General features: G+C 74.6%; 15 protein-coding genes. 11 read left to right on the top strand and 4 right to left on the bottom strand.

Annotated elements, in window-relative coordinates; all coding sequences use genetic code 11:
* Nucleotides 1–65: 65 nt before the first annotated feature.
* Complete coding sequence (locus ACZ6R9_RS07965) at nt 66–293, bottom strand: DUF3107 domain-containing protein (RefSeq protein WP_465537150.1); 228 nt, start codon at nt 291–293, stop codon at nt 66–68.
* A 141-nt stretch (nt 294–434) separates the two neighbouring features.
* A complete protein-coding gene (locus tag ACZ6R9_RS07960; protein WP_465537148.1) occupies nt 435–1091 on the bottom strand; it encodes a TetR/AcrR family transcriptional regulator in 657 nt (218 codons plus the stop codon).
* A 227-nt stretch (nt 1092–1318) separates the two neighbouring features.
* Between ACZ6R9_RS07960 and ACZ6R9_RS07955 the strand changes: the two genes are divergently transcribed.
* The 6 genes from ACZ6R9_RS07955 to ACZ6R9_RS07930 all read left to right on the top strand — a co-directional run bounded on the left by ACZ6R9_RS07955 (nt 1319) and on the right by ACZ6R9_RS07930 (nt 8511).
* Entirely contained in the window at nt 1319–2236 is a 918-nt protein-coding gene (locus tag ACZ6R9_RS07955) for an alpha/beta fold hydrolase (RefSeq protein ID WP_465537146.1), read from the top strand.
* 306 nt (nt 2237–2542) lie between these two features.
* Nucleotides 2543–4078: a DUF3492 domain-containing protein gene (locus tag ACZ6R9_RS07950; RefSeq protein WP_465537144.1), complete on the top strand. Its 1536-nt coding sequence runs from the start codon at nt 2543–2545 to the stop codon at nt 4076–4078.
* Entirely contained in the window at nt 4075–5148 is a 1074-nt protein-coding gene (locus tag ACZ6R9_RS07945; RefSeq protein ID WP_465537142.1) for a hypothetical protein, read from the top strand. Before ACZ6R9_RS07950 ends, ACZ6R9_RS07945 begins: the two co-directional genes overlap by 4 nt.
* Nucleotides 5145–6089, top strand: coding sequence for an NAD-dependent epimerase/dehydratase family protein (locus tag ACZ6R9_RS07940; protein ID WP_380487394.1), 945 nt, complete (start codon nt 5145–5147; stop codon nt 6087–6089). The genes ACZ6R9_RS07945 and ACZ6R9_RS07940 overlap by 4 nt, the downstream gene beginning before the upstream one ends.
* A gap of 161 nt (nt 6090–6250) precedes the next feature.
* The gene (moeZ, locus tag ACZ6R9_RS07935; protein ID WP_380487393.1) at nt 6251–7429 is read left to right on the top strand and encodes an adenylyltransferase/sulfurtransferase MoeZ; all 1179 of its coding nucleotides are present in this window, start codon (nt 6251–6253) and stop codon (nt 7427–7429) included.
* A gap of 155 nt (nt 7430–7584) precedes the next feature.
* Nucleotides 7585–8511: an NAD-dependent epimerase/dehydratase family protein gene (locus ACZ6R9_RS07930; RefSeq protein WP_465537139.1), complete on the top strand. Its 927-nt coding sequence runs from the start codon at nt 7585–7587 to the stop codon at nt 8509–8511.
* Between the two features lie 3 nt (nt 8512–8514).
* Here the strand turns inward: ACZ6R9_RS07930 and ACZ6R9_RS07925 are convergent, their stop codons facing one another.
* The gene (locus ACZ6R9_RS07925; RefSeq protein ID WP_380487388.1) at nt 8515–11349 is read right to left on the bottom strand and encodes a lysylphosphatidylglycerol synthase domain-containing protein; all 2835 of its coding nucleotides are present in this window, start codon (nt 11347–11349) and stop codon (nt 8515–8517) included.
* A gap of 143 nt (nt 11350–11492) precedes the next feature.
* Between ACZ6R9_RS07925 and ACZ6R9_RS07920 the strand changes: the two genes are divergently transcribed.
* The 4 genes from ACZ6R9_RS07920 (at nt 11493) to ACZ6R9_RS07905 (ending at nt 19774) form a co-directional block, all read left to right on the top strand.
* The gene (locus ACZ6R9_RS07920) at nt 11493–11828 is read left to right on the top strand and encodes an MGMT family protein (RefSeq protein WP_380487385.1); all 336 of its coding nucleotides are present in this window, start codon (nt 11493–11495) and stop codon (nt 11826–11828) included.
* Nucleotides 11829–11940: 112 nt separating this feature from the next.
* A complete protein-coding gene (locus tag ACZ6R9_RS07915) occupies nt 11941–15213 on the top strand; it encodes an ATP-dependent helicase (RefSeq protein WP_465537136.1) in 3273 nt (1090 codons plus the stop codon).
* Nucleotides 15200–18388: a UvrD-helicase domain-containing protein gene (locus tag ACZ6R9_RS07910; RefSeq protein WP_465537135.1), complete on the top strand. Its 3189-nt coding sequence runs from the start codon at nt 15200–15202 to the stop codon at nt 18386–18388. The genes ACZ6R9_RS07915 and ACZ6R9_RS07910 overlap by 14 nt, the downstream gene beginning before the upstream one ends.
* A 198-nt stretch (nt 18389–18586) precedes the next feature.
* A complete protein-coding gene (locus tag ACZ6R9_RS07905) occupies nt 18587–19774 on the top strand; it encodes a PP2C family protein-serine/threonine phosphatase (protein ID WP_380487380.1) in 1188 nt (395 codons plus the stop codon).
* Here the strand turns inward: ACZ6R9_RS07905 and ACZ6R9_RS07900 are convergent.
* Nucleotides 19771–20682: an endonuclease/exonuclease/phosphatase family protein gene (locus ACZ6R9_RS07900; RefSeq protein WP_380487378.1), complete on the bottom strand. Its 912-nt coding sequence runs from the start codon at nt 20680–20682 to the stop codon at nt 19771–19773. The genes ACZ6R9_RS07905 and ACZ6R9_RS07900 overlap by 4 nt on opposite strands.
* 78 nt (nt 20683–20760) lie before the next feature.
* Between ACZ6R9_RS07900 and ACZ6R9_RS07895 the strand changes: the two genes are divergently transcribed.
* The gene (locus tag ACZ6R9_RS07895; RefSeq protein WP_380487376.1) at nt 20761–21375 is read left to right on the top strand and encodes a PadR family transcriptional regulator; all 615 of its coding nucleotides are present in this window, start codon (nt 20761–20763) and stop codon (nt 21373–21375) included.
* Nucleotides 21376–21384: the final 9 nt, after the last annotated feature.

Raw genomic sequence — 21384 nt, 5'->3', positions numbered from 1 at the left:
GCCTCCGGTACACAGCACGGCGCCCCGTCCCCCCAGGTGGGGGAACGGGGCGCCGTGCTGTGTGCTCAGAGCGTGCCGAAACCGACCTTGCGGACGGACGGCTCGCCGATCTCGACGTAAGCGAGGCGGTCCGCCGGGACGATCACCTTGCGGCCGTGCTCGTCGGACAGCGTGAGCACCTTGGCGCTGCCGTCCAGGGCCTTGGCGACCGCGTCCGCGACCTCTTCGGCAGATTGCGCGCTCTCCAGGACGATCTCCCGGTTCGCGTTCTGCACGCCGATCTTGACCTCCACGGCTTCCGTCCCTCCGGTAGCTGGCCGCGCGCGCTCGAACCGCCGTTCGCGGGCGGCGCGCCGTACGGGCTTCACCTTAAGGCAGGGGAGCGGCTGGGAGGCGAACGTCCCGGGTCGGTCCGCTCAGGGCCGAATCGGCGCTCACTCGCCGGTGGCGCCGGAGCCCTCCGGGGCCGGGTGCATCGGGAAGCCCTTCAGGCCGCGCCAGGCCAGGCTGGCGATCAGCCGGACCGCCTCGTCGCGCGGGATCTCGGACTCCTGGGACAGCCAGTACCGGGCGGTGATCTGGGCCATGCCGCAGACGCCGACCGCGAGCAGCTTGGCCTCCGCCTCCGGCAGGTCGGTGTCCTCGGCGATCACCTTGGAGACCAGGGTGGCGCTCAGGTCGGTGGCCCGCTCGACCCGGTCGCGCACGGCCGGCTCGTTGGTCAGGTCCGACTCGAAGACCAGCCGGAACGCGCCGGACTCGCTGGAGACGTAGTGGAAGTAGGCCTCCATGGTGGCGGCGACCCGCTGCTTGTTGTCGTTGGTCGCCTCCAGCGCCGCCCGAGTGCCGTCCACCAGGGCGTCGCAGTGCTTGTCCAGCAGCGCGAGGTAGAGCTCCAGCTTCCCGGGGAAGTGCTGGTACAGGACCGGCTTGCTGACGCCGGCCCGCTCGGCGATGTCGTCCATGGCGGCCGAGTGGTAGCCCTGGGCGACGAACACCTCCTGGGCGGCTCCGAGCAGTTGTTCACGGCGGGCGCTTCGCGGCAGGCGGGCACCGCGCGGACGCTCCTGCGCCTCCTGGATGGCCGTCACGGCGCTCCTCACTTCACGGTCTGCGATGGGCTGCAAGGTGTTGATTCTACTTTTCGGTAACCCGCTGTTGCGCGGGTGAAGCCGAGTAAAGCGCACCACCGCCCTTGTCGGGAGCCCACAATACGGCCCGGACCAGCGGTGTCCACAGGTCCGGACGGACCCAGTAACGGGTCGGGACCGGCCCGAATCGCGCCGGTGGCAGGCCGTCCTCACTACCATCGTCCTCCATGAGCGCCGCCCAGCATCCTCTCGCCGCCCTGGAGCCCTACCGCACCGTCGAGGTGCCCGGAGCGGCAGTGGCCGTCAGCCGCCACACCGAACCCCGCGAAGGACTCCCGCCCGCCCTGTTCGTGCACGGGCTCGGCGGCTCCGGCGACAACTGGCTGGAGCTGCTCGAACAGCTCTCCGAGGACGTCGACGGCGAAGCGGTCGACCTGCCCGGCTTCGGCTGGTCCGCGCCGCCGCTGGACGGCAACCTGAGCGTCTCCGGCCACGTCCGCGCCGTCATCGGCTACCTGGAGGAGACCGGCCGCGGACCGGTCCACCTGTTCGGCAACTCGCTCGGCGGCGCGGTCTCCGTCCGGCTCGCCGCGCTCCGCCCCGACCTGGTGCGCAGCCTCACCCTGATCTCCCCGGCGCTGCCCGAACTGCCCCCGCAGCGCACCGCCTGGCCCACCGGGCTGCTGGCCGTCCCCGGCGTGGCCGAACTGCTCCGCCGCCGCGGCGCCGCCAGCGACCCGGAGAGCGCCACCGCCGAACTGCTGCGGCTGGTCTACGGCGACCCCGAGGGCATCCCCGCGCACCGCCGGGCCCGCGCCGTCGCCGAGTACCGGCGCCGTACCGCGCTGCCGTACGCGCTGCAGGCGCTGGCCGGGTCCGCGCGCGGCATCGTCAGCGCCTACACCGAGCGCGGCGAGCAGTCGCTGTGGCGGCAGGCCCGGCAGGTCGAGGTACCGGTACTGCTGGTGTACGGGCTCAAGGACAAGCTGGTCTCCTACCGTTCCGCCCGGCGGGCCTGCGCCGCGTTCCGGGACGCCCGGCTGCTGGTGCTGCCCGAGTCCGGGCACGTGGCGATGCTGGAGCACCCCGAGCCGGTGGCCCGCGCGGTGCGCGAACTGCTCGTGGAGGCCGACGACGGACGCTGACGGCCGGTGAGGCGCACCGGGCGCTTCGGGCGCACTGGGTGCACCGGGCGCTTCGGGCGAGAACGCGGCCGAGACGCGCGAGGTCACGGCCGTTCACTCGATCAGGTGGCAAGCCGGGCCGGGCCCCCAAGGGGTCCGGCCCGGCGCTCTACCGTCGTGTTGTCGGACCGAACAGGTGTGGGGGGCGAGACGGCGACGGTGGCGGACGCGGGGGAGCGAACGCCGGCCGGAGGGCCGTCGAGCACGGACGCACTTCCTGTGTCGTAGGGCCGGAACCCGTCGAAACGCTCGTGCTCAGGAGGCGTCGTGCGCATAGCTCTGCTCACCGAGGGCGGTCACACCAACGCGCAGCGTGGTGGAGGAGGCTGGTGCGGCCGCCTGGTCGAGGGCCTGCCCGAGCACGAGTTCCGGCTCTACCGGCTGCTCCCCGGCGATCGTCCCGCACCGCCCACCGGGGTGCGCGGCCTGCACGGCGTCCACGAACTGCCCATGTGGGGGCGCCGCCCGGGTGGCCGCGGGCCGGCCGCGCTGCGCCGCCGGGCCTACGTGCGGGCGTACGAGGAGCTGGTCCGCGCGCTGGTGATGCCCGGGGAGCGGGCCGGGTTCGGGCCCGCGCTGTACCGGCTGGCCGCGCTCGGGCGGGAGGACGAGGCGCTGCCCGCGTTCCTCGCCTCCGGCCACGCGCACCGCGCGCTGGAGCGGATCTGGCGGATGCCCGGCGCCGACACCGCCGGCGGCCAGCCGCAGGTCTGCGACGTGCTGGTCGCGGCCGACCTGCTGGAACAGTGCCTGCGGCCGCTGTCCGCGCCCTGGTACGGCACCGGCCCGGCCGGGCTCGGCGGCGCCGATCTGTGCCACGTGGTCGGCGGCGGGCCGGCCGCACTGCCCGCGCTGGTCGCCCGCGAAGTGCACGGCGTCCCGTTCGTGGTCACCGAGCACGGCCTGCACCTGCGCGAGCAGTACCGCGGCTACCGCTCCGCCCCCTACCGCTGGCCGGTGCGGGCCCTGCTGCTGTCGTTCTTCCGGCAGCTCACCGAGGAGACCTACCGGCAGGCCGCCGTGCTCACCCCCGGCAGCGCCTACGACCAGCAGTGGCAGCGGCACTGCGGTGGCGACCCCGCCCGCACCCGGGTCATCCACGAGGGCACCCCCGCCACCGGACGGGCCGCCGCCGGGGCCGAACCCGAGGCGCCCACCCTGGTCTGGGCCGGCGCGCTGGAACCCGGCCGCGACCCCGAACTGATGCTGCACGCCTTCGCGCACGTCCGCGCCGAACTGCCCGACGCCCGGCTGCGGATGTACGGCGAGGAGGGCGCGCCCGGCTACCTGGCGCACTGCGAGGCGATCGCCGAGCGGCTCGGCGTCGCCGGGGCCGTCGAGTTCGCCGGGCGGCCGGAGAGCCTGGCCGCGGCCTGGGCGGCGGGCAGTGCCGTGGTGTTCAGCGCGCTCGCCCAGCGCAGCCCCCGGCTGCTCGCCGACGCCATGCTCAGCGGCCGGGCCGTGGTCGCCACCGAGGTCGGGGTGGCCCGCGAGGTGCTCGGCCCGACCGGGCTGCTGGTGCCGCCGCGCAGCCCGCGCGCCCTCGCCGGGGCCTGCCTGGCGCTGCTGCGCGACCACGAGCGGCGCTCCCGGCTGGGGCTGGCCGGTCGGCTGCGGTCGCAGGAACGCTTCGGCGTCGAGCCCGTGGTCGGCGCGTTCCGCGAGATCTACCTCGAACTGATCTCCCGCCACCCGGCGTTCCCGGCCCGCCCCGGCGTTCCGGCGCGGCCGTTCGCCCGGCCCGCCGAGTACTGGGTGGCGGCTGGCGGGACCTCGCTGCCCGCGCTCGCGGAGGCCGTGTGACCGCCTCTTCGCCATCAGCCGACCCGGTGCGTGAACTCCTGGACGCCAACCGCGAGTTGTGCGAGCGGGCGGTGGACCCGCTGGAGATCGCCGCCGCCCTGGAGGACGCCGGCCTGGCCGCCGACGGCGCCGCCCGCTACCGGCACGCCGACGTCTTCGGCCTCGCCGAGGAGCTGTACGCCCGGGTGCCGCGCCGCCCGCCGCCCCCCGAACCGCTGGCGCCCGCTCCGGCCCCGCGGCGACTGCCCGCCGCGCTGTGCGGCGCAGCCGTCCACCTGCTGCCGCTGCTGCCGGCCGCCGCGCTCGGCGGGGTGGCGGGCGGGGTGCTGGCGGTGCTGGCCGGCGCGGGCGGGCACGCGCTGGTCGCCGTCCCGTCGGGTGCGGCGCCGCCGGGGGCGGTCGTCGGGTGGCAGCCGGACGACGGGCTGCTCGACGATCCGGTGCGGGCCGGGCGCCGGTCGTCCTGGTGGTCCTCCCGTTGGGCCGCGCTCGGCGAGGGCGCCGGCAGCGGACTGCTGCTCGCCCTGCTCTGCGCCGCCGCCCCCGGCACGGCGCTGGTGGTCGCCCTCGGTGGTGCGAGCGCCGGGTGGGGCGCGGCCCGGCTGCGCCGGTTCGGGCAGCGGCAGACGGCACTCGCCACGCTGCGGGAGTTCCGCTCCCGGCTGCGCCCCGTCCTGCCGCTGGCCGTGCTGGCGCAGCTGGCGGTGCTTGCGGTACTCGCCCGGGCGGGGGTCGGTGGGCGTGGCGGTACCGCGTGGGCCGCGCTGCTGGTGTGCGGCGTGCTGCCTTTGCTGGCCGGTGTGGTGCGCGGCGCGGGGCGGCCCGGCACCGCCGCGGTCGCCGTGCTGACAGCCGCGACCGGCGCCGCCGTCCTCTCGCTGCCCGGCCCCGCGCACTGGCTCGGGGCGCCGCCGCCGGGCCCGGTGCTGGCCGCCGCGCTCGGCCCGGCCGTCCTGCTGGCCGGGCACGCCTGGCCGCTGAGCACCCGGCCGGGGGCGTACTCCGACTTGTCGATCGAATCTCGTTGCCCGGCCGGTGCCGGGCCTGATGGAAGGACTTGGGCCCGATGAGGGTGCTGCTGCTGGGAGCCGACGGGTTCATCGGCCGGCGGGTCGCCGACCGGCTGCTGGCGGAGGAGGGGCTCCAGGTGACCGTGCTGGGCCGGGGCGATTCCGCCGACATCAGGTTCGACCTGGCCGCGGGCAGTCCGGGCGCGCTGGCCCGGTTCCTGGACGCGGTCGCCCCGCAGGTGGTGATCAACTGCGCGGGGGCGACGTACGGGACGTCCCGGGCGCTGATCCGGGCGAACACGCTGGCGGTGGCGACGGTCTGCGAGGCGATCCGGCGCAGCCGGGAGCCCGCCCGGCTGGTGCACGTCGGGTCGGCCGCCGAGTACGGGCCGACCCAGCCGGGCGGGCCGATCCCGGAGGGCGCGGAGCCGCGTCCGGTCGGGCCGTACGGGGTGTCGAAGCTGGCGGGCACCGAGCTGGTGCTGAGTTCGGGGCTGGACGCGCTGGTGCTGCGGGTGTTCGACGTGGTCGGCCCGGGGTCGCCGACGGCCTCGCTGTTCGGGCGGCTGGCGGAGGGCCTGCGGCGGGCGCTGGAGCAGGAGGAGGCCCAGGTGCGGATGCCGGACCTGTCCGGCTACCGGGATTTCGTGGACGTCCGGGACGTGGCGCGGGCGATCCAGGCGGCGGCGGTGTCCGCGGCCACCGGGGTGATCAACATCGGTAGCGGCCACGCGGTGCGGGCGCGGGAGGCGGCGCACCTGCTGGTCCGGGCGTCCGGCTTCGAGGGGACGATCAGCGAGGACGCCCGCCAGGTGGTGCTGCCCGCGCAGCAGACGGCCACGGAGGGTGCCCGGGCGGCCGAGGCGCGGGCCGCCGCCGAGCCGGTGCACTGGCGGCAGGCGGACGTCCGGACCGCCCGGGACCGTCTCGGATGGCGGACACAGGTGCCGCTGGAGGAGTCGCTCGGGGACGTCTGGCTGGAGACCGCCTGCCGGGTCTGATCGGGGCGGGCGCGGCCTGACCAGGGGGTTCGGCGCCGGGTGCGAAGTCTCGCCATCCGACGCCGGCCATCTCAGAAAGTGGACCTGCTGTCTTGGAATACCCCCGGCACGTGACACTGTTGGCGTAGTCGAACGAGAAACTGACGACCATCGGAGTCCCCGTGTCGCTGCCACCCCTGGTCGAGCCGGCCGCCGAGCTCACCGTCGAAGAGGTCCGCCGGTACTCCCGCCACCTGATCATCCCCGATGTGGGCATGGACGGGCAGAAGCGGCTCAAGAACGCCAAGGTGCTCTGCGTCGGCGCCGGCGGCCTCGGCTCGCCGGCCCTGATGTACATGGCCGCCGCCGGTGTCGGCACGCTCGGCATCGTCGAGTTCGACACCGTCGACGAGTCGAACCTGCAGCGCCAGATCATCCACGGCCAGTCCGACATCGGCCGTTCCAAGGCCGAGTCCGCGCGCGACTCGGTCAAGGAGATCAACCCGCTGGTCAACGTGGTGCTGCACGAGGAGCGCCTCGACAACGACAACGTGATGGAGATCTTCTCCGGCTACGACCTGATCGTCGACGGCACCGACAACTTCGCCACCCGGTACCTGGTGAACGATGCCGCGGTGCTGCTCGGCAAGCCGTACGTGTGGGGCTCCATCTACCGCTTCGACGGCCAGGCCAGCGTGTTCTGGGCCGAGCACGGCCCGTGCTACCGCTGCCTGTACCCGGAGGCCCCGCCGCCGGGCATGGTCCCGTCCTGCGCCGAGGGCGGCGTGCTGGGTGTGCTGTGCGCCTCGATCGGCTCGATCCAGGTCAACGAGGCGATCAAGCTGCTGGCCGGCATCGGCGAGCCGCTGGTCGGCCGGCTGATGATCTACGACGCCCTGGAGATGCAGTACCGCTCGGTGAAGGTCCGCAAGGACCCCAACTGCGCGGTGTGCGGCGAGAACCCGACCGTCACCGAGCTGATCGACTACGAGTCGTTCTGCGGTGTCGTCTCGGAGGAGGCCTCGGCCGCCGCGCTCGGCTCCACGATCACCTCCAAGCAGCTCAAGGAGTGGATCGACAGCGGCGAGGACATCGACATCATCGACGTCCGCGAGGTCAACGAGTACGAGATCGTCAACATCCCGGGCGCCCGCCTGATCCCGAAGAACGAGTTCCTGATGGGCAACGCCCTGCAGGACCTGCCGCAGGACAGGCGGATCGTGCTGCACTGCAAGACCGGTGTCCGCTCGGCCGAGGTGCTGGCCGTGCTCAAGTCCGCGGGCTTCGCGGACGCGGTGCACCTGGGCGGCGGCGTGATCGGCTGGGTCAACCAGATCGAGCCGGAGAAGCCCGTCTACTGACGAAGGCCCAACGCCGCGCCGTGCGCTGACAGGCATTCAGCGAACCGCCCGACCAGGGGAATTCCCCCGGTCGGGCGGTTTTGCGTGACCATGGGTGCGGAACAGCACACCTGCGTCGGCAGTGGCGCGGATGTTCGAGAGAGCGGGGGAGTCCGATGGGCAAGCACGTGGTGGTCGGGGCCGGGCCGGTCGGCTCGGCCACCGCACGGCTGCTCGCCGAGCGCGGCGAGGAGGTCGTGGTGGTCACCCGCAGCGCCGCCTCCGCCGCCCCGCTGGAAGGCGTGCGGCGGCAGCAGCTGGACGCGTCGGACCAGCAGGCGCTCGGTGCCGTCGCCGAGGGCGCCGAGGTCCTCTACAACTGCGCCAACCCGCCCTACCACCGCTGGCCAGAGGTCTGGCCACCGCTGGCCGCCTCGCTGCTCGCCGCCGCCGAGCGCGGCGGCGCGGTGCTGGCCACCGTCTCCAACCTGTACGGCTACGGCGTGGTGGAAGGGCCGATGAGCCCCGGCACGCCGCTGCGGCCGGTCTCCACCAAGGGCGAGGTGCGGGCCACCATGTGGCGCGACGCGCTGGCCGCGCACCAGGCCGGGCGGGTACGGGTCACCGAGGTGCGCGGCTCCGACTACCTGGCGGCGAACGCGCTCGGCGCGCTCGACGACCGGGCGTTCTCCCGCGCCCTGGCCGGCCACACCGTGCAGGTCCTCGGCGACCCCGACGCGCCGCACAGCTGGACGGCCCCGGAGGACGTCGCCCGCCTGCTGGTCACCGTCGGCGCCGACGAGCGCGCCTGGGGCCGGGCCTGGCACGTGCCGAGCAACGCGCCACGCAGCCAGCGGCAGGTGATCGCCGAGTTGTGCGCCGCCGCCGGGCGGCCGGCCGCGAAGGTCACCGGCATCCCACGCCCGGTGCTCGCCCTGCTCGGCCTGGTCAACCCGACGATCCGTGCCGCCCGGGAGACCGCCTACCAGTTCGAGCGCCCGTTCGTGCTCGACGACACCGCCACCCGCGAGACCTTCGGCCTGACGCCGACGCCCTGGGAGGAGATGCTGGCCCGGATCGCCGCCGCGTACCCGAAGAGCTAGGCCCTAGAGCGCGCCCTTGCGCTGGAGGACGTTGTAGGCGATCCAGCCGGGCAGGACGGGGAGCCAGAAGGTCAGCAGGCGGTACAGGAACACCGCCGGGGTGGCCGCGGTGGCGGGGACGCCGGCCACGGTCAGGGCGCCGATCAGGGCGATCTCGACCGGGCCGATGCCGCCCGGGGTGGGGATCGCCGAACCGGCCGCGTTGGCGGTCAGGAACACCACGGCGACGGCCGCGTAGGTGACGTGCGCGCCGCCGTCGAAGGCCTGCACCGAGGCGTCCAGGCATGCGGTGAAGGACAGCGTCAGCAGCACGATGCCGCCGAAGCCGGTGATCAGCTTGCGTGGGGTCTGCATCAGGTCGAGCATCCGCGGGATCACGCCGAAGAACAGCGAGCGGACCCGGGTCACCACGAACCGGCGCAGCGGGGCGACCGCGGCCACCACCAGGGCGAGCACCGCGGCGGACAGCACCCCGATGATCACCGCCCGGGAGGCGCCCAGGTCGCCGTTGGTCTGGGTGCCGGTGATCAGGCCGAAGGCGAACAGCAGCAGCAGGTGGCCGCCGAGCCCGGCCAGCTGCGAGGCGCCGACCGAGGCGACCGCCTGGACCGGGCGGATGCCGGCCTTCTGCAGGTAGCGGGTGTTCAGTGCGATGCCGCCGACCGCCGCCGGGGCGACCAGCTTCACGAACGATCCGGCGAGCTGCGCGGCCACCGTCCGGCCGAAGGGCAGTTTCTCCGGGACGAAACCGGTCAGGCTCATCGCCGCGGCGACGTACGAGGCGCCGGCGGCGGCCAGCGCGGCCGCCGCCCAGGCCCAGTTCATCTGGGAGACCTTGAACTGGTCCGGCCGGATCGTGGTCAGCGCCAGGTAGGCGGCGAAGGTCAGCGCCACCACCATGATCAGCGTCTTCGGCTTGAGCCGTTCCAGCTTGGCCGGGGCCATCGGCGCCTCGGGGGCGATCTGCAGGATCTGCCCGCGCAGCTTGGACAGCAGGTCCTCGCCGGCCTGCGCGATGTCCTCCTCGGCCTGCTGCTGGGTGCGCTCGCCCGCCGCGACCTGCTTGAGTGCCAGCGCCTGCGCGGCGGCCTTCCGCTCCTTGGTCATCCGCTGCAGGTCGCCGCGGGTCTGCCGGCTCAGGCCGACCGGCTGGAGCAGCGGCAGCGCCTCGGCGATCCGGGCCGGGCCGAGCGCCTCGGTGGCGGCGGCCACGGCCCGCTCCGGGCCGGTGCGCAGCGCGAAGGTGGTGAGCAGCTGGGCGACGTCGATGCGCAGCGTCAGGTCGCCGGCCGCGATGTCGCCGCCGGACAGGTTGATCAGGCAGCCGGTGCGGTCGTCCACCACCAGCAGGGACTCGCCGGTGAGCCGGCGGTGCGCGATCCGGCGCTCGTGCAGGGTGGCCACCGACGTCCAGAACGAGGTCATCACCGCGTCGGTGACCTCCTCGTCGGCGAGCTCGTCCAGGGTGCGGCCGGCCACGTTCTCGTACACCAGGATCGCGGCGTCCGGGCCGAGCTCGGAGGTGGCGACCAGCTGCGGGGCACGGGCCCCGGAAGCGGCGGCCGCGTAGGCGATCAGCGCTTCCTGTTCGAGTGCCTGGCGCAGCGACTGCGGGCTGCGGCGGACCGCGACCGAGCGCAGCCGCAGCCGCCGCCAGGCCCGGTAGAAGAAGCCGGAGGCCTGTTGCTCGCGGTCGATGATGTGCACGTCGAGCAGCGGCCCGTGTTGCTGGACGACCAGGTAGCGGCGGGTGCCGCCGGGGCCGTCGGGGGCGGTGTGCGCGGCGGACGGGGTGAAGCCGACCTTGCGCAGGCCGATCATCAGGTGCTGCCCGGTCGGCCGGATGTTCGGCGAGCCGATCGCGTACAGCGTGCCGTACGCCACCGACCAGCCGATCAGCACGGTGAGCAGCAGGGACAACGGGGTGGTGTAGCCGTTGACCAGCTCGGTCGCGCCGGAGAGGATCACCACGATCCACAGCGCGACCCGCCAGCGCGGCCGGCTCGACATGCCGACGGCGGTCATGTACGCGATCACCGGGGCGAGGTAGCCGTGCACCGGGTCGGTGAGGGTCTCCTCGTGGCCCGGCGGGAACTGGGTCAGCGCGTTGCGGATCTCCTCGGGGGCGCTGGCCGCCACCCACCAGTCGACGCCCAGTGAGACGCCGTAGGCGAGGACCGAGGCGAGTACGCCGTCGGCGACCCGCAGGCCGTCGCGTTTGATCAGCCGCTCGACCGCGAACGCCAGCGGCACCGCCAGCACGGCGATCGAGGAGACCAGCGCGGAGATCGTGGACAGCAGGTCGGGGATGCGTTTGGCGTTGACCGTGATGTCGTTCTCGATGCCGCTGGTGGTGGAGACCGCCACCTGCGCGAGCACGAACACCGCGACGATGCCGAGCAGACCGGCGAGGAACCGCAGCAGGTCCGAGGGCCGGTGGGCGCGCGGCGGCAGCAGCGGCTCGTCGACCGCCAGGTACTCGCCGGCCGGCTCCTCCGCCTCGGGCTGCTCCTCGTCCGAAGGCTCCTCCGACGGCTCCTCCGAGGGCTCCTCCGAAGGCCCGTCCGAGGGCTCCTCCGAGGGCTCGGCCGGCTGCCCGTCGGGTTGCCCGTTCTTGTGCTGGTCCGGTCGCTCCGGCGGCCGGTCCGGTGTGCCCGGACGGTCCGACCCGTCGTCCGGCGGCAGCTGAGCGGCCACCGCGTCCTCCCCCGTGTGGTGCGCGTCCCGCGCCCGGTGGCGCAGGTCGACCGGCGGGGCGTCGTGGCCCCGCTCGGCGGAACCGTCGGTGGCGGACTCCTCGGAGCCCTTGTCCACGTTCAATTCAGCCGTCCCGGTCATCTGGTCTTGTTTCCTCGCGTGTCGCACTGCCCCGAAGATGCTGCCATGCCCGGAACCCCGGTGCGGTCCAGGGGCGGTATCCCGCGTGCCGCATTGCCCGCCGGGGGTGCGGGAAATCGACCGGATGGGGAAGAATACGTCGGATGACCGAGCCGGACGACGTGAGCGAGATCCCGCCGTACGCGGAGGCGGTGCTCGACCTGACCGAGCGGATCCCGCCGGGCCGGGTGATGACCTACGGCGACGTCGCCGAGTACCTGGGCCGCGGCGGCCCCCGCCAGGTCGGCCGGGTGATGGCACTGTACGGCGGCTCGGTGCCCTGGTGGCGGGTGATCCGCGCGGACGGGCGGCCGCTGCCCGGCCACGAACACCGGGCGCTGCCCGAGTACCGGGCCGAGGGTACCCCGCTGCGCACGGTGGCCGGCGAACCGCGGGTCGATCTGCGGGCGGCCCGCTGGGACGGCAGCGCAGGAGCCTGACCGGGGAACGTGCGCCGGAGGGGTCTGTGGGTGCAGGATCGTAGGCTCGATGCGGCGGGCCCCACCCTCACCCACCGCCCGCCGTTGAACCGCCGTACGACCCTGGACCGCAGTGACCTCACCGTTCCGCCTGGTGCGCAGCCCCCTCGCGCAGCCCGACCCGCCCGTGCTGGACGACTTCCAGCGGGCGGTGGTCGAGCACGCGTCGGGGCCGCTGCTGGTGCTCGCCGGGCCCGGCACCGGCAAGACCACCACGCTGGTCGAGGCGGTCGCCCGGCGGATCGCCGACGGCACCGCCCCCGAGCGGGTGCTGGTGCTCACCTTCAGCCGCAAGGCCGCGATGGAACTGCGCGACCGGATGACCGCCCGGATCGGCACCACCGCCCCGCAGGCCACCACCTTCCACTCGTTCTGCTACGCCCTGCTGCGCGCCCACCAGTCGCCCGAGGAGTACGCCGAGCCGCTGCGACTGCTGTCCGGACCCGAGCAGGACGTGATGGTCCGCGAACTGCTGGCCGGCGGCGCCGAGGACGCCAGGGCGGGCACCGCCACCATCCGCTGGCCGCTCGACCTGCGGGCCTGCCTGACCACCCGCGGCTTCGCCGACGAAGTCCGCGCGGTGCTCGCCCGCAGCCGTGAACTCGGCCTCGGCGAGCAGGAACTGCTGCGCTTCGCGGAGGGCGTCCAGCGCCCCGACTGGGCCGCCGCCGCGCACTTCCTGGCCGAGTACCTGGACGTGCTCGACCTGCGCGGCGTCCTCGACTACGCCGAACTCGTCCACCGCGCCGTGCTGCTCGCCGAACGCGAGGACGTCGCCGCACAGCTGCGCAGCCGCTACGACGTGGTGTTCGTCGACGAGTACCAGGACACCGACCCGGCCCAGGTGCGGCTGCTGCAGCGGCTGGCCGGCGGCGGCCGCGACCTGGTCGCGGTCGGCGACCCCGACCAGTCGATCTACGCGTTCCGCGGCGCCGACGTGAACGGCATCCTGGAGTTCCCCGACGCCTTCCGGCAGACCGACGGCCGGGCCGCCGAGGTCAAGGTGCTGCGGGTGTCCCGGCGCTCCGGCGCGGTGCTGCTGGCCGCCTCCCGGGAACTCGCCCGCCGGATGCCGATGGGCCGCCTCCCCGCCGACAAGCTCGCCGCGCACCGCGCCCTGCTGCCCTCCCGCGAGGGCGGCGCCGTCGAGGTGTACACCTACCCGACGCCCGGCGCCGAACTCGACTCGGTCGCCGACCTGCTGCGCCGCGCCCACCTGGAGGACGGCGTCCCGTGGGGCGAGATGGCGGTGCTGGTGCGGGCCGGCTCCCGGTCGATACCGGGCGTCCGCCGCGCGCTGGCCGCCGCCGGCGTACCGCTGGAGATCGACGGCGACGACCTGCCGCTGCGCGAGGAGGCGGCCGTCACCCCGCTGCTGCTGGCCCTGCGGGTGTGCGCCGAGGGCGAGGGCGCGCTCACCGCCGACCTCGCGCACACCCTGCTCACCGGCCCGCTCGCCGCCCTGGACGGCTCCGACCTGCGCCGCCTCGGCCGCACCCTGCGCGAGGAGGAACGCCGGGCGCTGGCCGAGGACGGCGTGGCCGGCGTGGTCCGCCCCGCCGAGGAACTCGTCCGCGAGGCGCTGGAGCAGCCCGAACTGCTCGCCCTGCTGGACGCCCCGTACGCCCGCCGCGCCTACGAACTCGGCGTGCTGCTGCGCAAGGTCCGCGAACTGCTGGCCGGCGGCGCGTCCGGCGAGGACGCGCTGTGGGAGCTGTGGGACGGCTCACGGCGCTGGCGCGAACGCCTGGAACGGGCCGCGCTGCGCGGCGGCGCGGCCGGCCGCAACGCCGACCGCGACCTGGACGCGCTGTGCGCCCTGTTCGAGACCGCCGCCCGCGCCGAGGAACGGGTCTCCGGCCACCGCGGCGCGCTCGACCTGCTCGCCGAGGTCGAGGCCCAGGACATCGCCGCCGACACCCTGCGGGTGCGCGCCGTGCGCCCCGACGCGGTGCGGCTGATGACCGCGCACCGCTCCAAGGGCCTGGAGTGGCGCCTGGTCGTGGTGGCCGGCGTCCAGGAGGGACTCTGGCCCGACCTGCGCCGCCGCGGCTCGCTGCTGGAGGCCGACCGGATCGGCCGCGACGGCCTCGCCGAACCGCTGTCGGCCGCCGCGCTGCTCGCCGAGGAGCGCCGGCTGTTCTACGTCGCCGCGACCCGCGCCAAGGAACGCCTGGTGGTCACCGCCGTCAAGGCCCCCGCCGAGGACGGCGACGAACCCTCCCGGTTCCTGCGCGAGCTGTACCGCGAGACCCTCGACCCGCGCACCGGCCGGGTGCTGGAGCGCGTCCCGCAGGTGAAGGTCGCCGACGTGACCGCCCGCCCGCGCCGCCCGCTCGCGGTGTCCGCGCTGGTCGCCGAGCTGCGCGCCGTCACCGTCGACCCGGCCCGCTCCCCGCAGCTGCGCCGGGCCGCCGCCGAACGCCTCGCCACCCTCGCCGCCGCCCTCGACGAGGAGGGCCGCCCGCTGGTCCCCGCCGCCCACCCCGACCAGTGGTGGGGCCTGGTGGACGCCACCGCCGCCCCGGAGCCGCTGCACGAGCCCGGGCTGCCGGTGCGGCTGTCGGGCAGCGGCCTGGAGCAGCTGGAGTCCTGCGCGCTCCAGTGGTTCCTGGAGAAGGACGTGAAGGCGGGGCACACCGCCTCCGCCGCCCAGGGCTTCGGCAACGTGGTGCACGCCCTCGCCGACGAGGTCGGCTCCGGCCGCACCCCCGCCGACCTGGCCGTCCTGATGGAGCGCCTGGACACCGTGTGGGACGCCCTCGCCTTCGACGCGCCGTGGAAGTCCCAGCAGGAGAAGACCGAGGCCCGCGCCGCCCTGGAGCGCTTCCTGCGCTGGCACGTGCTGGAGCGCGAGCGCACCACCGTCGCCACCGAGCACGGCTTCGACCTCACCCTGGACGTCGGCGGTGTCGCGGTGCGGATCCGCGGCTCGATGGACCGGGTCGAGGCCGACTCGGTGGGCCGCGCCTACGTGGTCGACTTCAAGACCGGCAAGCAGATCCCCACCGACAAGTCGCTGCCCCAGCACCGCCAACTCGCCGTCTACCAGCTGGCGGTGCGCGGCGGCGCGCTCGACGGCCTGCCCGGCTTCGAGCAGGGCGCCGTCCCGGGCGGCGCCGAACTGGTCCACCTGCGCGAGCCCGCCAAGGGCGAGCCGGACGCCCCCAAGGTGCAGCGGCAGCTGCCGCCCGACGGCGACCCGTGGATCGAGAACCTGCTCGCCGACACCGCCGGCCGGGTGCTCGCCGAGCGGTTCACCCCCACCGCGGGCGAGCGCTGCGGCCGCTGCGCCTTCCGCGGCAGTTGCTCCGCGCAGCGGGACGGCCGGCATGTCGTCGACTGAGCCGTTGCAGCACCCGGCCCAGCTCCGCGAACTCCTCGGCATCCCGTTCAACGCCGAGCAGTTGGCGGCCATCGGCGCGCCCATGGCCCCGGGCGTGATCGTGGCCGGCGCGGGCTCCGGCAAGACCACCGTGATGGCTGCCCGGGTGGTCTGGCTGGTCGGCTCCGGGGCGGTGCGCCCCGAACAGGTGCTCGGCCTGACCTTCACCAACAAGGCCGCCGGGGAGCTCGCCGAACGGGTCCGCGCCTCGCTGCTGCGGGCCGGGGTGCGCGAGGACGACTCGCTCGGCGACCCGCAGATCTCCACCTACCACGCCTTCGCCGGCACCCTGCTCAAGGAACACGGCCTGCGGCTGGGCATCGAACCCGACGTCCGCCTGCTCGCCGACGCCACCCGCTTCCAGCTCGCCGCCCGGGTGCTGCGGCAGGCCCGCGGCCCCTACCCGGCGCTCACCGGCACCTTCTCCTCGCTGGTCGCCGAACTGATCGCGCTCGACTCCGAACTGGCCGAACACCTGGTCGAACCCTCGCAACTGCGGGCCTGGGACGAGGAGTTGCTCGACACGCTGGCCGCGGTGAAACTCTCCAACGAGGACCTGCGGGCCGTCCCGAAGGCCGCCCGCGGCCGGCAGGAACTGCTGCACCTGGTCGAGGACTACCGGGCCCGCAAGCAGAAGCTCGGCCTGCTCGACTTCGGCGACCAGATCGCCGCCTCCGCCCGCCTCGCCCAGCAGCGCCCCGAGGTCGGCCGGCTGCTGCGCGAGCAGTACCGGGTGGTGCTGCTGGACGAGTACCAGGACACCTCGGTCGCCCAACGCCTCATGCTGGCCGGCCTGTTCGGCGGCCCCGGGAGCGCCGGACACCCCGTCACCGCGGTCGGCGACCCCTGCCAGGCGATCTACGGCTGGCGCGGCGCCTCGGTCGCCAACCTGGACGACTTCCCGCACCACTTCCCGCAGGCCGACGGCAGCCCCGCGCACCGCTTCGCGCTCAGCGAGAACCGCCGCAGCGGCGGCCGGCTGCTCGCCTTCGCCAACGAACTCGCCGCCCCGCTGCGGGAGATGCACGAGGGCGTGGAGGCGCTGCGGCCCGCGCCCGGCGCCGAACTCGACGGGTACGTGCGGGCCGCGCTGCTGCCCACCCATGCCGAGGAGGTGGACTGGCTCGCCGACTCGATCGCCCACCTGGTGCGCACCGGCACCGCGCCCGGCCGGATCGCCGTGCTCTGCCGGGCCGGAACCGCCTTCCCCGACATCCACGCCGCACTGGTGGCGCGCAGCGTCCCGGTCGAGGTGGTCGGCCTCGGCGGGCTGCTCCAACTCCCGGAGGTCGCCGACCTGGTGGCCGTCTGCGAGGTACTCCAGGACCCGACCGCCAACGCCGCCCTGGTGCGCCTGCTGATCGGCCCGCGCTGGCGGATCGGCCCGCGCGACCTGGCCCTGCTCGGCCGCCGCGCCGCCGACCTGGTGCGCACCGCCCGGCTCGGCGACCAGGACCCGCTCGCCGCCGCCGTCGCCGAGACCGATCCCACCGAGGTGGTCTCGCTGGCCGACGCGCTGGAGACCTTCGTGGACGCCGAGCAGCCCGACGAGCTGCCGTTCTCCCCGGAGGCGCGGGTGCGCTTCGCCCGCTTCGCCCGGGAGATCCGCGACCTGCGCCGGGCACTGGCCGAACCGCTGATGGACGTGCTGCACCGGGTGCTGGCCGTCACCGGCCTGGAGGTCGAGCTGTCCGCCTCCCCGCTGGCGCTGGCCGCCCGCCGCCGGGAGACCCTGCACTCCTTCCTGGACATCGCCGCGTCCTTCGCCGACCTGGACGGCGACCCGGGCCTGGCCGCCTTCCTGGCCTTCCTGCGGGCCGCCCAGGAGTACGAGCGCGGCCTGGACGCCGGGCTGCCCGGCGGCGAGGACACCGTCAAGGTGCTCACCGCGCACAAGTCCAAGGGCCTGGAGTGGGACGTGGTGGCCGTCCCCGGCCTGGTCAAGGGCGGCTTCCCGTCCGGGCAGGGCCGGGAGCGCTGGACCTCCACCCGCAAGGTGCTGCCGCACGCGCTGCGCGGCGACGCCGCCACACTGCCCGCCGACCCGGCGTGGAACGCCAAGGGCATGGGCCTGTTCAAGAAGGAGATGGCCCACCACGCCGAGGTGGAGGAACTGCGGCTCGGCTACGTCGCGTTCACCCGCCCGCGGTCGCTGCTGCTGGCCTCCGGCCACTGGTGGGGGCCCTCGCAGAAGCGCCGGCGCGGGCCGTCCGATTTCCTGCTGAAGCTGCGCGCGCACGCCGAGCGGCCCGGCAACGGCGAGGTCGAGCACTGGGCCGGGGAACCGCTTCCGGACGCCGAGAACCCGGCGTTCGACGTGTCCGTGGAGACCCCCTGGCCGCTGCCGCTGGACCCGTCCGCGCAGCACGCCCGCCGCCGGGTCGCGGACGTGGTCCGCCACCGGCTGGCCGGGGCGCCCGCCGCCGAACCCGAGGCCATGGGCGTCGAGGACATGCGGCTGGTGGCCTCCTGGGACCGCGACCTGACGGCGCTGATCGGCGAGTTGGAGCGCTCCCGGCGCACCGTCCGGGAGGTCGAGCTGCCCGCCTCGCTGTCCGCCACCGAGCTGATGCGGCTGGCCGCCGACCCGGACGGCTTCGCCCGCGAACTCGCCCGCCCGATGCCCCGCCCGCCCGCGCCCGCCGCCCGCCGCGGCACCCGCTTCCACGCCTGGGTGCAGGCCCGCTTCGACCAGCCGCTGCTGCTCGGCCCGGAGGCGCTGCCCGGCCTGGACGCCGACATCGACGAGATCGAGGACGAGCGCGACCTGGAGCGCCTCAAGGAGGCCTTCCTGCGCGGCCCGTACGCCGGCCGCACCCCCCACCGGGTCGAGGCGCCGTTCCAACTGGTGCTGGCGGGACGGGTGGTGCGCGGCCGGATCGACGCGGTCTACCGGGACGCGGACCGTGGCGCAGGGTCACCGCGCTACGAGGTGGTGGACTGGAAGACCGGCCGGGAGGACAGCGGCGACCCCCTGCAGCTCGCCGTCTACCGGCTCGCCTGGGCCGAGCAGACGGGCGTTCCGGTGGAGCAGGTCACGGCCTCGTTCTGCTACGTGCGCAGCGGCCGGATCGAAACACCGTCAGGACTTCCTGGCCGAAAAGAGTTGAGCGATCTTCTGATCGGGAATAGGTAGAAAAGAGTCACTCAGAGCATTCAACTCGTCACGAGATCAAGCGAAACCTGTGCGCCCTGCACGTTTCGTGCCTATTGTGGGGTCGGTAACCGGTCATCCTCCCGTACTCCGGCCGCCGTCAGGGCCCCGACCCCCTGACCTCCCGTCAGACCCGCAGGTGCCGAGCAGCACCCGCACCTTCCGCTGGAGAGACCGACGTTGAGCGCGACCGGATGGATCAGGGACGTCCTCCACGGCCCCACCCCAGGGCCGGTACCCAACACCGTCACCGGCACATGGCCCAAGACCTCGCACGCCCTGCCACTGATCGGCATGGCCCTGGTCGTCTCCCTCGACCTGCTGACCAACAGCCAGGTCACCGTCGAACCCGCACTGACCGCCGTCCCCGCCCTCGCCGCCGTGGTCTCCCGGCGGACCTGGTACCCGCTGCTGATCGGCGCGCTCGCCGAACTGTGCGCCTTCGGCATGGCCTGTTATCACGGGGTGCTCGGGGAGTCCGTGCACACCGCCACCGTCGCCGCGATCGTGCTCATCGCCGGCATCGGCCACCTCAGCGCCACCCTCCGGCTGCGCCAGGAACTCGCCCTCGCCGAGGCCCAGTTGGTCGCCGAGATCGCCCGCCGGGTGCTGCTGCGTCCGGTGCCCGAACGGGTCGGGCCGGTCCGGGCCGCGGTCCGCTACGCGGCGGCCGCCGCGCACGCCTCGATCGGCGGCGACCTGTACGAGGTGGTCAACACCCGGCACGGGGTGCGCGCCGTGATGGGCGACGTGCGCGGCAAGGGCCTGGCCGCCGTGGAGACCGCCGCCGCCGTACTCGGCGCGTTCCGCGAGGCCGCCCACCAGGAACCCTCGCTGGACCGGGTCGCGGGCTGGCTCGCCGTCAGCCTGGACCGCGCGCTGCACGAGAACGACCACCCCGGCGTGGAGGAGGAGTTCGTCACCCTGGTGCTGCTCGGGGTCCGCCCCGACGGCGCCCTGGAGATCGCCAACTGCGGCCACCCCGCCCCCGTCCTGCTGCGCGGCGAGGACTCGCCCCGGCTGCTGGCCGCCGACGAGACCGTCCCACCGCTCGGGGTGCTCGACCCCGGCGACGTCTGCCCCCCGTTGCAGCGGCTGACCACCGAACCCGGCGACCGCATCCTGCTGTACACCGACGGCGTCATCGAGGCCCGCGACCACCGCGGCGCCTTCTACCCGCTCACCGACCGGCTGCCGCTGCTCGCCGACAGCGGCCCCGTCGAGGTGCTGCGCCGCCTGCACGACGACGTGGTTCGCCACGTCGGGCACAAGCTCGGCGACGACGCCGCCATGCTGATGCTCCAGTTCGACCCGCTGCTGCTGCCCGTCCAGCAGCAGGCCGAGGCCCCGGTCGGGCAGATCTTCTAGACGTCGATCTCCACCACCAGCGGCCGGTGGTCGGACACCCCGGTGCGCGGCGCCGACACCGAGCCGACCGTGCTGCGCGGCACGCCGATGCCCAGGATGTGGTCGAACTGCACGGTCGGCCGGTGTGACGGATAGGTGGGGGTGCGCGCCAGGTCGTACCAGCCCTGCAAGCGGGTGCGGCGCGCGGTGCGGACGCGCTCGCGGGCGGCGGTGCGCTGGATCGCGTGCGCCGAGCCGAGCACGGTGCGCGGCACCGCGCCGATCAGGTTGAAGTCGCCGAGCACCAGGTACGGCTGCGGCAGGTCGGCGATCCAGCGCCGGATCGCGGCCAGCTGCGCGACGTTCCAGCCCGGCACGAACGACAGGTGCGCGGCGACCACGGTGAACTCCCCGGCCGGCCCGGCCAGCACCGCCGCCAGCGCCGCGCGCGGCTCGTCCGGCACCGCGGTCAGCCCGCGCCGCCCGGCCACCCGCAGCGGCAGCCCGAACGGGGCCGGCGCGAACCGGCGGGCGCGCCAGTGCAGCACCGGCAGCCTGGTCAGCAGCGCCGTGCCGTACGAGGGCCGGTCGGCGCCGTCGTCCGCCTCGGCCGGCCCGTACACCTGGAGGCCGGGCACGGCCGGGTCGGTGACCCAGCCGGCCGACCGGGCGGGGGTGCCGTGCAGCGCGGCGGCGAAGCGCCAGTCGGCGGCGCCCATCGCCTTGGCGGCGATGGCGGCCTGGTCGGTGCGGCCGGAGCGCTCCTGGCCGCGGTCGACCTCCTGGAGGGCGAGGACGTCGGCGTCCAGCGCGGCGACGGCCTCGGCCAGCGGGCCGCCCGGCTCGATCGGGTAGGGCGCGGGGCTGCCGTCGGCGGCGAGCGGCTGGCCGTGCAGCAGGTTGTACGTGGCGATCCGCAGAGTGGTCACGGAGCCGACGGTACCGGGTGGGTGCGACCGGAGGGGCGGCTTGAGCGGGCAGGTCCATACCGGGTATACATACTCAGTATGTCGATCCGTCACGGTCTGCTCGCCCTGCTCGACCAGGGCCCGCGCTACGGCTACCAACTGCGCTCCGAGTTCGAGGCCCGCACCGGGTCGACCTGGCCGCTCAACGTCGGCCAGGTCTACACCACCCTGGGCCGACTGGAGCGCGACGGCCTGGTCGAGTCCGCCGGCGAGGACGACGAGGGCCACCAGTTCTACGCCGTCACCGACGAAGGACGCACGGAACTGCGCCGTTGGTTCGACACCCCGGTGCCGCGCACCAACCCGCCGCGCGACGAACTGGCGATCAAGCTGGCGATGGCGGTGACCGTCCCGGGAGTCGACGTCACCGGCGTCGTCCAGGGCCAGCGCCGGCACAGCATGAAGGCACTGCAGGACTACACCCGGCTCAAGGGCCGGGCACTGGCCGCCGACACCGGCGACGGCGCGGACCTGGCCTGGCTGCTGGTGCTGGAGCAGCTGATCTTCCAGACCGAGGCGGAGATCCGCTGGCTGGACCACTGCGAATCCCGGCTCGGCCAGCACGCCGAGCGACAGGCCGCTGCCACGGCCGAACCCGTCGCCGCGCCGCCCGAGCGCCGCGCCGTCAAGAGCCGCGCACGCGGCCGCCTCTGAAACTCCTGG

The sequence above is a fragment of the Kitasatospora sp. NPDC048662 genome, assembly GCF_055587065.1.
Note: the sequence above shows the minus strand (reverse complement) of the source record. Positions and strands in the feature narration are given on the sequence as shown.

Excerpts from the sequence above, each read along its gene's own strand:
- ACZ6R9_RS07955 (WP_465537146.1), top strand. The coding sequence starts at position 1,319 with ATGAGCGCCGCCCAGCATCCTCTCGCCGCCCTGGAGCCCTACCGCACC.
- ACZ6R9_RS07940 (WP_380487394.1), top strand. The coding sequence starts at position 5,145 with ATGAGGGTGCTGCTGCTGGGAGCCGACGGGTTCATCGGCCGGCGGGTC.
- ACZ6R9_RS07930 (WP_465537139.1), top strand. The coding sequence starts at position 7,585 with ATGGGCAAGCACGTGGTGGTCGGGGCCGGGCCGGTCGGCTCGGCCACC.
- ACZ6R9_RS07925 (WP_380487388.1), bottom strand. The coding sequence starts at position 11,349 with ATGACCGGGACGGCTGAATTGAACGTGGACAAGGGCTCCGAGGAGTCC.
- ACZ6R9_RS07920 (WP_380487385.1), top strand. The coding sequence starts at position 11,493 with ATGACCGAGCCGGACGACGTGAGCGAGATCCCGCCGTACGCGGAGGCG.
- ACZ6R9_RS07910 (WP_465537135.1), top strand. The coding sequence starts at position 15,200 with ATGTCGTCGACTGAGCCGTTGCAGCACCCGGCCCAGCTCCGCGAACTC.
- ACZ6R9_RS07895 (WP_380487376.1), top strand. The coding sequence starts at position 20,761 with ATGTCGATCCGTCACGGTCTGCTCGCCCTGCTCGACCAGGGCCCGCGC.